The 12,159-nt window shown below is 53.9% G+C and carries 13 protein-coding genes and 2 tRNA genes; 9 read left to right on the plus strand and 6 right to left on the minus strand.

All coding sequences use genetic code 11. The annotated features are described in order from the left end of the window. Window positions 1-525: 525 nt before the first annotated feature. The 3 genes from wrbA to P9J57_RS13305 are packed head-to-tail and all read left to right on the plus strand — an operon-like array spanning window position 526 to window position 2,814. On the plus strand, window positions 526-1,125 hold the full coding sequence (gene wrbA, locus P9J57_RS13295; protein WP_105083081.1) for an NAD(P)H:quinone oxidoreductase: 600 nt from the start codon (window positions 526-528) through the stop codon (window positions 1,123-1,125). A 20-nt stretch (window positions 1,126-1,145) separates the two neighbouring features. Next, complete coding sequence (locus P9J57_RS13300) at window positions 1,146-1,376, plus strand: YccJ family protein (protein ID WP_013025293.1); 231 nt, start codon at window positions 1,146-1,148, stop codon at window positions 1,374-1,376. Between the two features lie 55 nt (window positions 1,377-1,431). Then, the gene (locus P9J57_RS13305; RefSeq protein WP_029569852.1) at window positions 1,432-2,814 is read left to right on the plus strand and encodes an NAD-dependent succinate-semialdehyde dehydrogenase; all 1,383 of its coding nucleotides are present in this window, start codon (window positions 1,432-1,434) and stop codon (window positions 2,812-2,814) included. Between the two features lie 60 nt (window positions 2,815-2,874). Here the strand turns inward: P9J57_RS13305 and agp are convergent, their stop codons facing one another. The 3 genes from agp to P9J57_RS13320 all read right to left on the minus strand — a co-directional run bounded on the left by agp (window position 2,875) and on the right by P9J57_RS13320 (window position 5,023). Next, a complete protein-coding gene (agp, locus tag P9J57_RS13310; RefSeq protein ID WP_014606164.1) occupies window positions 2,875-4,512 on the minus strand; it encodes a bifunctional glucose-1-phosphatase/inositol phosphatase in 1,638 nt (545 codons plus the stop codon). 263 nt (window positions 4,513-4,775) lie between these two features. Continuing rightward, a tRNA-Ser gene (locus P9J57_RS13315) sits at window positions 4,776-4,863 on the minus strand. Window positions 4,864-4,935: 72 nt separating this feature from the next. After that, window positions 4,936-5,023: transfer RNA gene (locus tag P9J57_RS13320), tRNA-Ser, on the minus strand. A 221-nt stretch (window positions 5,024-5,244) separates the two neighbouring features. On the opposite strand from P9J57_RS13320, the gene yccA reads away from it, so the two are divergent. Both yccA and tusE read left to right on the plus strand, forming a co-directional pair. Beyond that, entirely contained in the window at window positions 5,245-5,901 is a 657-nt protein-coding gene (gene yccA, locus P9J57_RS13325; protein ID WP_014606165.1) for an FtsH protease modulator YccA, read from the plus strand. 103 nt (window positions 5,902-6,004) lie between these two features. After that, a complete protein-coding gene (tusE, locus tag P9J57_RS13330; RefSeq protein WP_013025289.1) occupies window positions 6,005-6,331 on the plus strand; it encodes a sulfurtransferase TusE in 327 nt (108 codons plus the stop codon). Here tusE and yccX read toward each other — a convergent pair whose 3' ends face one another. Beyond that, window positions 6,332-6,610 carry an acylphosphatase gene (gene yccX / locus P9J57_RS13335; protein ID WP_483279254.1) on the minus strand — a complete coding sequence of 93 codons (279 nt, stop codon included), beginning with the start codon at window positions 6,608-6,610 and terminating at the stop codon, window positions 6,332-6,334. An 82-nt stretch (window positions 6,611-6,692) separates the two neighbouring features. Between yccX and rlmI the strand changes: the two genes are divergently transcribed. Beyond that, entirely contained in the window at window positions 6,693-7,883 is a 1,191-nt protein-coding gene (rlmI, locus tag P9J57_RS13340) for a 23S rRNA (cytosine(1962)-C(5))-methyltransferase RlmI (protein WP_483279255.1), read from the plus strand. A gap of 59 nt (window positions 7,884-7,942) precedes the next feature. Next, window positions 7,943-8,260, plus strand: a complete 318-nt coding sequence (gene hspQ, locus P9J57_RS13345; protein WP_014606167.1) for a heat shock protein HspQ — start codon at window positions 7,943-7,945, stop codon at window positions 8,258-8,260. A gap of 33 nt (window positions 8,261-8,293) precedes the next feature. On the opposite strand, the gene P9J57_RS13350 is transcribed toward hspQ, so the two are convergent. Then, window positions 8,294-8,707: a CoA-binding protein gene (locus P9J57_RS13350; RefSeq protein ID WP_015700634.1), complete on the minus strand. Its 414-nt coding sequence runs from the start codon at window positions 8,705-8,707 to the stop codon at window positions 8,294-8,296. 166 nt (window positions 8,708-8,873) lie between these two features. Here P9J57_RS13350 and P9J57_RS13355 point away from each other — a divergent pair, with 166 nt between their 5' ends. Together P9J57_RS13355 and mgsA are read left to right on the plus strand one after the other, a co-directional pair. Further along, complete coding sequence (locus P9J57_RS13355) at window positions 8,874-9,512, plus strand: YccT family protein (protein WP_014593357.1); 639 nt, start codon at window positions 8,874-8,876, stop codon at window positions 9,510-9,512. A 68-nt stretch (window positions 9,513-9,580) separates the two neighbouring features. Beyond that, on the plus strand, window positions 9,581-10,039 hold the full coding sequence (mgsA, locus tag P9J57_RS13360; RefSeq protein ID WP_014606169.1) for a methylglyoxal synthase: 459 nt from the start codon (window positions 9,581-9,583) through the stop codon (window positions 10,037-10,039). A 1-nt stretch (window position 10,040) separates the two neighbouring features. On the opposite strand, the gene helD is transcribed toward mgsA, so the two are convergent. Continuing rightward, the gene (gene helD / locus P9J57_RS13365) at window positions 10,041-12,095 is read right to left on the minus strand and encodes a DNA helicase IV (RefSeq protein WP_072136611.1); all 2,055 of its coding nucleotides are present in this window, start codon (window positions 12,093-12,095) and stop codon (window positions 10,041-10,043) included. Window positions 12,096-12,159 lie beyond the last annotated feature (64 nt).

Consider the following 12,159-nt stretch of genomic DNA (forward strand, 5'->3'; position numbering starts at 1 on the left):
TCAGGCGCTATTGTGATCGGCGATTCCGGGTAATGCAATGTCACTCGCCGACGCGCTGACCCTGAAGACGAATAAAACGCGCTGCCGCCATTGGTAATGGGCCACTTTTCCTTTCCGCCCGGAATGAATCCGGTCAGGCGCGGCATCATGTCTTACCGCTTCCGTTGCACGCCGTAGCATCTTTCATTGAACCGCCTTTATAAACGGACAGGCTTTGATGAGTCATATTCCGAGTTTGATGAGTCATATTCCGAGAAGGATGCGCGACGACATGTTGCAACCCCCCGAATTAGATGACCTTCAGGCTTTCAGGGCTTTCAGGGCTTTCAGGGCTTTCAGGGCTTTCAGGCAGAAATTTACATTTAGAAACATAGCAAACGCTAAGAATCGCCCTGGAATTAGAATATTAACCCCAATAAAACCCCATTTTTAGCGTTTTTTAAGCCGTTAGGCCGAGTGCGTGCCAGCAGTTGTTCAAAGCTCTTCTATACTTTTGGGTGTGTTGAATAACCCCCGGAGAGACCAATGGCCAAGATTCTGGTGCTGTACTATTCAATGTATGGACATGTTGAAACCATGGCTAACGCCGTGGCAGATGGCGCCCGCAAGGTACCGGGTGCGCAGGTAGACGTGATGCGCATTCCTGAGACTATGGACGCTGACCGCTTTGCAGACGCTGGCGGTAAAACGCAACAGTCCGCGCCTGAAGCCACGCCTGAGATATTGCCGCAATACGACGCCATTATTGTCGGCACACCTACCCGTTTCGGTAATATGTCCGGTCAGATGCGTACGTTTTGGGACCGCACAGGCGGCCTGTGGGCATCCGGCGCGCTGTACGGCAAAATCGCCAGCGTCTTTGCCTCAACGGGTACAGGCGGCGGCCAGGAGCAAACCATTACCTCCGTCTGGACCACCCTCGCCCATCACGGCATGGTTATCGTTCCGATCGGCTACGGCACGAAAGAGATGTTTGACATTTCTCAGGTGCGGGGCGGCACGCCTTATGGCGCAACCACGCTGGCAGGAGGAGATGGCTCACGTCAGCCTACGGAAGAAGAATTGATCATCGCCCGTTTTCAGGGTGAACACGTTGCCGGACTGGCAGCAAAACTCAAGGATTAAACGCCCGGAAGGAGATCGTTATGTCGAATAGTCAGGCAAAAGCCCACCATGTTGGCGAATGGGCCAGCTTACGTCACACCTCACCTGAAATTGCCGAGGCCATTTTCGAAGTCGCCAATTATGACGAACGCCTTGCTGAAGAAATCTGGCGGCAACAGGGCAGTGACGACGTATTAATCCGTGCATTTGAAAAAACCAACCAGGATGTCCTTACCTGGGACGACAAAACGGTAGAACGAAAGAACGTTTAGCAGCATGGCGGGCTATCCCGCCATGCTTTTTTTATCGCTGACCAAGGAGCACTCTATGTCTTCCTATCAAAGCATCAACCCTGCAAACAACCAGTTAATGAAAAGCTGGCCTTCCCACGACAGCGCGGCGGTAAGTCATGCGCTGGAAACGGCCGACCGCCTCTATCATTCAGACTGGAGTAAAGGCGACATCCAGCCACGCCTCCAGGTGCTGAAAAAACTGGCTGATCTGATTGATGACAGTGCGGAAGAACTGGCTGCCATTGCCAGTAAAGAAATGGGCAAGCTAATAGGCCAAAGCCGCGGTGAAGTGCAGATCTGTTCCCAGATTGCGCGGTACTATGCCGAGCATGCGGAGCGCATTCTTAAGCCACAACCTTATGACAGTGAACTGGGCGAAGCCTGGGTTGAATATCATCCTATCGGTGTGCTGGTGGCGGTTGAGCCCTGGAACTTCCCGTATTATCAGCTAATGCGCGTGCTGGCACCCAACCTGGCGCTGGGAAACCCTGTACTGGCCAAGCATGCCAACATTGTCCCGCATTGTGCTGACGTATTCGAGAAGTTGGTCAGGGAAGCCGGCGCACCCGAAGGGGCCTGGACTAACCTGTTCATTTCTACCGATCAGGTGGCGGAACTGATTGCCGACGATCGCGTTCAGGGCGTGGCACTGACCGGCTCCGAACGTGCCGGAAGTGCTGTCGCAGAACAGGCTGGTAAGCATCTGAAAAAATCGACGCTGGAACTGGGCGGCAACGATGTCTTCGTGGTAACTGAGGACGCCGACCTGGATGAAGCCGTACGCCAGGGCGTGCAGGCGCGTCTGAGCAACTGCGGTCAGGTTTGTACGGCCGCTAAGCGCTTTATCCTGAATGAGAAAATTGCGGATACCTTTATCGATAAGTTCAGCGCGGCAATGAATGCCGCAACGTTGGGCGATCCGCTGGATGAAAAAACCACGCTCGGTCCCCTTTCCTCCGCCGACGCACGCGATCGTCTGGTAAAACAAGTTGATGAGGCAGTGGCGAAAGGTGCCCGTCTGATCACCGGCGGTAAAGCCGTGGCAGGCGTGGGCTGCTTCTATCAGCCCACGGTCCTGACCCACATCACGCGCGACAATCCTGCTTACTTTGAGGAGTTCTTTGGCCCCGTCGCGCAAATGTACGTGGTGGCTAACGACGCAGAAGCGGTGGCGCTGGCCAATGATTCGCATTATGGGCTAGGCGGTTCGGTGTGGACACAGGACATTGCGCGTGGCCGCAAGCTGGCATCGGCGATCGAAACCGGCATGGTCTTTATTAACTCGCAAAGCGATACCTCGGCTGAGCTGCCGTTTGGCGGCGTCAAACGTTCGGGCTATGGACGTGAACTGTCCGATCTCGGCATTAAAGAGTTTGCTAACCAGAAGCTGGTGGTCGTTGCAGGCCAGGCCGGTTGATTCCGGCAATAAAAAAACCCCGTCTCGACGGGGTTTTTTCTTTTCAGGTACTGTGCAGGATCAATTGGCGGTAGCGGGTTGCTTCGCCTCACCGGTTTCAGCTTTGGTCTGCGCATTACTGCCAGGCGCATTGCTGCTGCCAGCCGGGGCCGCGCTGCTGTCGGCCTTAGCCTTCTCATCAGCCGCTTTTTGCGCGGCAGCCTTATCTGCTTTGGCCTTTTCGTCTGCGGCTTTCTGCGCAGCCGCCTTGTCAGCATTAGCCTTTTCTTCAGCCACTTTATCCGCTTTGGCCTTCTCATCAGCCGCTTTCTGCGCGGCGGCTTTGTCGGCGGCCGCCTTATCAGCATCCGCCTTTTGCGCCGCATCGCCCGCCGTGGCCGCTTTCGCATCCTCAGGTTTCGCCGCAGTCGCAGGCTGTGCCGGCTGGGCTTCCGCAGCAGGTTGCAGCGCCGTACCCTGTAGTGCGCTGTTCAGCACCTGGGCAAACTGATCCCAGCTGCAGTATCCGTTAGCGTCTGTCGGGCAACCCGCCAGTTGAAGCGTAACGCGCTTAGGCGGCTTCTTAAGGCTCAGAACCTCTGCATCGCGCAGTTGATCGGCGGTCTGATAAACGTATTCGATTTTAAGCAGATCTTTGTTGTTTTTCGCATCGTGCCAGCGTTCAAACACCACCTGACCGCCGATTGGCGTTTTTTCGTAGGTCTCAGGTAAGTCATAAGGCTTAACCTGTAACGCACTCAGCAGTGACGCAATGTTGGAGTCATGCCCGACCATCAGCGTAACTTTAGGTGAGTCTGACTTTTCCTGATCGATCAGCTGGCTGCGAATGTAGTCCACCAGTGGCGCGGCAACATCGCGTGCAACCTCAGGCGTGGTAAACAGCGTGTCCTGATAGCCATTTTTAATGGCGGATAGTGCCTGCCACTGTTCAGGGGTTTTGATTTGTCCCCAGGCGACCTGGTCCAGCGGGAAGCCTTCATAATATTGCAGCGTAAAGGCATCCATTAGCGAATTGCCCACTTTTAGTGGCCCGTTCACGCCGGGTTCTTTACCGTTTTCAACGATAAAGGTGTTCTGGCCATTGCTCAGATCGCACTGCTTTTTGTTATTACAGGCAGGAGAGGATTTGTAGTCAACAATCTTCTCGAGCCGCTGAAAAGCGGGTTTCAGTGACAGCTTTTCGTTGGCAGCGGTCATTCCGGCCAGCGCTTTCTTGATGAATTCTTCGTTCCCGTCTGTAATAACCGGATTAAATACCGGATCCATGCTGCCCATTTCATCCTGGTGAGTCACAGCAATGTCACAGCCCGGGAAGGCACCATTTACGAAGAACTGAGCCGTTGCCACGGTACGCTGCAGGCTGTTGGCGTAGACAAAGACGCTGTTGCTGTCCGGACAAACGCCATTTTTTACCAGCCCCTGCTGAGCAAGCCACTGACGGGTATAGTTACCCATGTACACTTCCAGCACGCCGCCTTTAGTGGTCAGCTGTCCACCCGGCACATCCCACTCCGGCCAGGTTTTTTTGGTGGATTGCGCCAGCACGCTGCCGTTATCCGCAAGCGGTGCACGCAGGTTATGGCGGCTGAACATTAACACCTGCTGTAACTGCATATCGTTGTCAGCGGCCTGTGCCAGCGTTCCAATCGGTAATGCAGCAAGTACCGACAATGCGCAAAGACTCAGTTTCTTGATCATTGTGCCTATTCCATTCATTCAGTAAAAAAACACTCTGGCTATCAACCGATTAGCTCGCATCAGAGCGACGTGGCGAATAGTGTAACTCAGCTTGCCCCTGAAAAGCGCCAGGCAACAGCAAAAACAATTAATGGACTATAGCAGAGATGCCAGATGCCGTTCAAAACCGCGCAGTCCGCTGAAAAGCAGGAAGAATTTTAAACGGGCGTGAGAAGAGAAAACAAAACGAAACAGGCCAGCACACTGTGCTGGCCTGTAAAATGTGGCGGAGGAAGAGAGATTCGAACTCTCGGATGGTTTCCCATCGGCGGTTTTCAAGACCGCTGCCTTAAGCCGCTCGGCCATCCCTCCGGGTTGTAACACTACTGCAAAGGCAAGATGATATTATGCTGTCTTGCCTCTTCATGCCTGGTGGCAATGAAGTGGCGGAGGAGGAGAGATTCGAACTCTCGGATGGTTTCCCATCGGCGGTTTTCAAGACCGCTGCCTTAAGCCGCTCGGCCACCCCTCCGCAATGACGCGCACTATAAACATCCCCTCTGGAGATGTAAAGCCTGCGATAATCCGTTCGCGTGAAAAACAGCCAAATTCGCGTTATTCGTTGGCTAAATCGCCATTCTGCTCAAAGAATTAACACCTTAACGCGTAAAGAAGGGTAAAACGGCTTTTCCCTCTTTATAGGGCTGCGTATTCTCAGAGCATATTTGGTGTTCTGCCTTACAGGAGCGCAACATGGACAGAATAGTTTCTTCATCATCGCGACAGTCATTACTCAGCACGCACAAAGTGCTGCGTAACACCTATTTTCTGCTGGGCCTGACGCTCGCCTTCTCAGCGGTGACCGCCACGGCAAGTACACTTCTGGCATTACCGGCACCCGGTTTAATTTTGATGCTGGTGGGCTTCTACGGTCTGATGTTTCTGACCTATCGCCTGGCTGACAGCCCAATGGGGATTTTAGCCGCCTTCGCCTTTACGGGCTTTTTGGGTTACTGCCTGGGGCCAATCTTAAGCTCTTTTCTGACGGCAGGAATGGGCGATGTGATCGCGCTGGCGTTAGGCGGTACAGCGCTGGTGTTCTTCTGCTGCTCCGCCTATGTGCTGACAACAGGTCGTGACATGTCATTCCTGGGCGGCATGATGATGGCGGGCTTCGTGGTGTTACTGGTGGCCGTTGTGGCTAACCTGTTCCTGCAGTTGCCTGCTCTTCACCTGGCGATTAGCGCCCTGTTTATCCTGTTCTCTGCTGGCGCCATTCTGTGGGAAACCAGCAACATTATTCATGGCGGCGAAACTAACTATATTCGCGCCACGGTTAGCCTGTATGTTTCCCTGTATAACATCTTTGTTAGCCTGTTAAGCATCTTAGGTTTTTCCCGCAGCAATTAATCGACGCCGCTGGCGCGATACGAACCCCGCTCAGGCGGGGTTTTTGCTTTTTCTGCGGTGCCATTTTGCTAAACTGCAGCCCGAATGATAATGAGGACGCGTTATGAACTATAAGGGTGACGAAATAGCTGTGGATGCCGAAGGCTATTTGAAAAACCACCAGGACTGGAGCGAGGAGCTGGCACAGCAGATTGCTGACAACGAGGCCATCGTAATGACGGAAGCCCACTGGGAAGTCGTGCGCTTTGTCCGTGACTTTTACCTGGAATTTAATACTTCTCCCGCCGTACGTATGCTGGTGAAGGCGATGGCGAAAAAGTATGGCGAAGAGAAAGGTAACAGCCGCTACCTGTTTCGGCTGTTTCCTGAAGGGCCCGCCAAACAGGCGACAAAAATTGCTGGCCTGCCCAAGCCTGCCAAATGTCTTTAATTAACCGGTGGTAAAGCTGTGGGGGAAGTCGCCGGGCTGATGCGGCTCCAGCAGCACCTTTTCCACATGGGCCGTGCGCGGCCCACCGGCTTTTAACCATGCGATTAACGCCTCGACCTGCTCTGCCTCACCGCAGGCGAGCACCTCAACCCGGCCATCATCAAGATTACGCGCATAACCCTGCACACCGAGCGCGTTGGCTTTCGCCTGTGTGCTGTAGCGAAAACCCACGCCCTGCACGGTGCCCTGCACCCAGGCTTTGTAACACATGCTCGCCATGGTCCTCTCCCGCTGTTCGTTGCAATTTGCCGTTATCCACTGGACAATAGCGCCTCATTTTTTCAGGTAAGCATAGCAAACTATGACAGTTCGATTGATTCTCGCCAAGGGACGTGAAAAGTCCCTGCTCCGTCGTCATCCCTGGGTTTTCTCTGGGGCCGTCGCCCGCCTTGAAGGGAAAGCCCAACAAGGGGAAACCATTGATGTTTGTGACAGCAACGGTAAATGGCTGGCGCGTGCCGCTTATTCACCTCAGTCACAAATTCGCGCTCGCGTCTGGAGCTGGCAGCAGGACGAATCTGTCGATATCGCTTTTTTTGTCCGCCGTTTTCAGCAGGCACAAATCTGGCGCGACTGGCTGGCTGCACGCGACGACCTGGACAGCTATCGTCTGATTGCCGGGGAGTCCGACGGCCTGCCAGGCGTGACTATCGATCGCTTTGGTCAGTTTCTGGTGCTGCAACTGCTGTCTGCCGGCGCGGAGTATCAGCGGCCCGCCATTATCTCCGCCTTGCAGCAGTGTTTTCCGGATTGCGCTATCTACGATCGCTCAGATGTCGCAGTACGTAAAAAAGAAGGTCTGGAACTGACCCAGGGAACCGTAACCGGTGAACAGCCTCCCGCGCTATTGCCGATCACAGAGCACGATATGAAGCTGCTGGTAGATATCCAGGGCGGACATAAAACGGGCTACTACCTTGATCAGCGAGACAGCCGCTATGCCACACGCCGCTATGCCAAAGACGCGCGCGTGCTGAACTGCTTCTCTTATACCGGAGGCTTTGCCGTTTCGGCATTGATCGGCGGCTGTAAAGAAGTGATTAGCGTTGATACGTCGCAGGATGCCCTGGATGTGGCACGTCAAAACGTCGAACTGAACGGTTTAGATCTGTCCCGTGCCCGGTTCCAGCGCGATGACGTCTTTAAGCTACTCCGCCGCTACCGCGATGAGGGTGAGAAATTCGATCTGATCATAATGGATCCGCCCAAATTTGTTGAGAACAAAAGCCAGCTGATGGGCGCCTGCCGTGGCTATAAAGACATTAACATGCTGGCCATTCAGTTGCTGAATCCAGGCGGGATGTTACTGACCTTCTCCTGTTCAGGCTTGATGGCAACAGACCTGTTCCAGAAAATTATTGCGGATGCCGCGCTGGATGCAGGCCGTGACGTCCAGTTCGTTGAGCAATTCCGCCAGGCTGCCGATCATCCTGTGATCGCCACCTACCCCGAAGGTCTTTACCTGAAAGGTTTTGCCTGTCGCGTCATGTAACTTGAAAAAACTGTCTTTGCCCCCATCTCTTATGCAGGACAGTTTTTTCGGAGGTCATCATGATTGCCAGTAAATTTGGTATTGGTCAGCAGGTTCGTCATCGGTTATCCGGCGTGCTGGGTGTGATTGTCGATGTCGATCCTGAATATGCGTTAGATGAGCCACAGCTGGACGAGATCGGGGCAACTGACACGTTGCGCAGCGCGCCCTGGTATCACGTGGTCATGGAAGATGAAGAAGGCAGTCAGGTCCATACCTACGTCGCCGAAATTCAACTTGCCGGTGAAACCAGCCCTGAACATCCAGAGCAACCCTCTATGGATGAACTGGCCGCATCGGTACGTCAGCAGCTCCAGGCACCGCATTTGCGTCACTAACAGTGGGCGGCAATCTGTTTGCCGCCGCTATTGTTATTGCCCCATTCCCAGTCGCGGGATTTCAATTTTCGGGCAGCGATCCATCACGACCGTCATGCCCGCATCCTGCGCCAGCACGGCAGCCTGCTCATTAATCACGCCCAACTGTAACCAGAGCGTATCCGCACAGACCGCAATGGCTTCCTGCGCGACGCCCCATGCCGCTTCCGAATTGCGGAACACATCGACCATGTCAATTTTTCCGGGGACTTCTGCCAGCGAACCATACGCGGTTTGTCCCAGCAGAGTCTGACCTGCAAGCTTAGGACTGACCGGAATCACTTCATAACCCTGATCGAGCAAATACTTCATTACCCCATAGCTGGGGCGTTCGGGGCGATCGCTGGCGCCTACCAACGCAATACGTTTTGTGCGGGTCAATACGTCGCGAATAGTCTGATCATTCATGGGCTTCTCCTTTCTGTCTGCTCTTCATTGTAGTTGAGCCTTTACACACTCGCGGGGCGTTGCAAATACATATTGTGCCGCTTCGCTGGAATAAATATGTATAATTGTAAACTTAATGCCATAATGTAAGAATTTGCTACATCCATTCATTTTAACCGGAGTCGAAATGAAGCTGTCAATGGCTGTAACGGGGTTCATTGCTCTCCTCGTTTCGGCATCCTGCTCTGCTATTACCCTGAAGCTTGATCCTCAAATCACGTTGCTGGTTTTGGACGGTCGCAAGATCTCCGGCTCACTGCTGAAAGGGGCTGACAGTTTAGAGCTGGATCGGGGTCAACATCAGTTCCTGTTTCGGGTGGAACAACCGCCTGGTGACAGCAAAACTCCTTCTCAGTACTATCAGTCTGTGCCGATGATCGTGACATTCACCGCCGAAGCCAGGAGCATCGCTATCCGCCTGCCTCCGCTCAGCAATTCACGAGAAAGACATAACTTTGACCGTTCACTGGCGTTCAGGCTGGTTGATGAAAAGGGTAAAGAGGTCTTTAGCGTGCGCGATCGCCTGCCGGTTACGGCTGGTGCGGATGTTGAAAAAGCGATGGTCAGTTACAATCGTATGGGCTTAGCGGCTTCGGTGCCTCAGTTCGCCAATCTCACCACCCCTTCCCCATCAGCACAACTTACTGCCGATCTTGCCTGGTCGGTTGAAACTACTACGCCGTCAATTCAGCACTGGTTTCAGCGTTTCGATGAGGCCACTCGTCAACAGTTCATCAATCTGGTCAAAATGCTGCGGGCAAGTTGATAGTGTGAAATGGCGCAGGGTAAACTGCTGCAACGGGCGTTTTTGCTCCTTTGCATCAGGATGCTGTTATGGAATACACCTTACGTACGCTTGGAAAACAAAAACATATCGCGCTGGTCGCTCATGACCACTGCAAAGACTCTCTGCTGGATTGGGTGACGCGTAATCAACCCGCTCTGGAATCTCATATTCTTTATGCGACAGGCACGACAGGCAATCTCATCAATCGTCACACCGGCCTGAACGTAAATGCAATGCTGAGTGGCCCAATGGGCGGAGACCAACAGGTTGGTGCCTTTATCGCCGAAGGCAAAATTGATGCGCTAATCTTTTTTTGGGATCCGCTAAATGCGGTTCCTCATGATCCTGACGTCAAAGCGCTGCTTCGTCTGGCGACGGTCTGGAATATCCCGGTCGCCACCAACCGGGCGACCGCCGATTTTATCATTCAGTCGCCGCTGTTTGATCAGCCTGTCGATGTCCGTATTCCGGATTATGCACGTTATCTTGCCGATCGCCTGAAATAACTCAGGCTTTACGCAGCACCGGCACGTCCAGCTCGCGGAAGGTCTCGACAAAGACCGAAGGTTGCTGCTTATCAAACAGCAACCAGACCTGCTGGCGCGCGCGAGTTAACGCAACATAGGCCAGTCGCCGCTCTTCCGCATCCGGAAACGCTTCGGGCTGAGGCAGCAAGCCTTCCTCAATGATGGACTCGCGCTGCGCCGCCGGAAAGCCTTCTTTACCTTGCTGAAGCCCCAGCAGAATGACGTAATCTGCCTGCTGGCCCTTACTGGCATGAATGGTCAGAAAATCGATGTTTAATTTTGGCCAGCGGGTTTTGGCTTTATCCAGCACGTCAGGACGCAAATAGTGGTAACGTGCCAGTATCAGCACCCGCTCGTGGGGTTTTGCGTAGCCACTCAGCTTATTCAGCAACGGCTCCAACTGATCCTGCGGTAACAGGGCAATGGATTTTTTATTGCCCTTAACCAGGCTGTTTAAGGGTTTGCGCAGCTGATGCGGATTCTGCTGGATGAAGCGATTTGCGACTTCACCAATCCGATCGTTAAAGCGATAGGTCGTGTCCAGCACGCAGCGATCGCCCTCACCAAAATAGTGATGAAATGCCGTTGTGAGGCTCATTTCAGCCCCGCTGAAGCGGTAGATCGCCTGCCAGTCATCGCCAACAGCAAACAGCGTAGTGCGCTTGTTTTGCTGGCGCAGGGCGCTGAGCAAGGCTGCACGCTGGGGCGAAATATCCTGAAATTCATCGACCAGAATATGCTTCCATGGGCTGATAAAACGCCCCTTTTCCAGGATCGCTACGGCCTGATGAATCAGCCCTGAAAAATCGACGGCGCCCTCTTCCTTGAGTGCGCTTTTCCAGGCCTTCAGCAGCGGTGCCATCAGCTTGATGCGTTTACTGAACAGCTCACGTAGCGCCTCAGGAACGCCGTCGATCATGGCGGCCTGTGCACCACCGTGCATGCGCATCAGGCTTAACCAGCGTTCAAGCCGCGGTGCCAGACGCTCAGCCAGGCGATCGTCCTGCCAGAAAGGCCCCTCGCCGACCTCCCACGCCAGTTCATCACGCAGCCATTGCCGCCAGCCATTCGCCTGGGCTTTCTTTTCATGGCATTGCTGACGCCAGTTGTCGATCAATAATGCCCGGCGCGCGGCGGCGTCGCTTTCCAGTTTACTGATGACAGGCTGTTTATTACTGCCTTCGCGGATAATGTGCAGGGCCAGAGAATGAAAAGTACGTGCCTGCATATCCGTTGCCTGTAGCCTGCTCTGGATACGGTCGTTCATCTCTTCAGCAGCATGACGGCCAAAGGCTAACAGCAGAATCTGATCGGCGCTGGCGAGTCGGCGTTGTAATAACCAGCCCGCCCGGGCAACCAGCACAGAGGTTTTGCCACTGCCCGCGCCCGCCAGTACCAGCACCGCATCCTCACCGTTTACCACGGCTTCAGCCTGAGATCCGTTAAGCGGCGTGGACTCAACCGTGGCGAAGAAATCCTGATAACGCGTGAGCATCGCAGCCGTCCAGTCGCGGTTACGCTGACGGATTGCGGCATCGCCCTGTTGCAGCCAGTGTTGGCAAAATGCCCAATTTTCCCGACAGGACTCAAAATCGTTGATGCGTGACAGCGGGAGTGGCAAGGCATCAAACTGCTTGAGAATTTGATCGTTAATCGCCTGCAGCTCACTGCGTTTTAACCAGCGGTCCTGCTCACTGAACCCGTCAATTTCAGCACGAAGGCCCTGCAGAACCGAGGCACACACGTCACTCATCTCATGGCTCCAGTCCTGCCATGCCTGCATCAGATAATGATAGAAACGTTGTGTCTCCTGCCATTCAGTGCCATGCAAACGCACAACCTTATTGTCCGCCAGCAGAAACTCGAGCTCTCCCCAGACCATGCCACGCTTACAGGTAATGTCCGACAACTGGTTAAAGGGAATTAGATATTCGTGTTTATCACCACTGACTTCAACACCAGCGGTCAACAGGCGAACACGATTGTAAGGATGCTGGGCAAGCCGTTTGCCCATGGATGTTGCTTTAAGTTCCACGCCGACACCAACGACCGAGATAAAGAGTAATCGGAGTTTACCTGTCAGACTCTTGACGCTCCAG

This window comes from Pantoea sp. nfd-35, assembly GCF_056892255.1.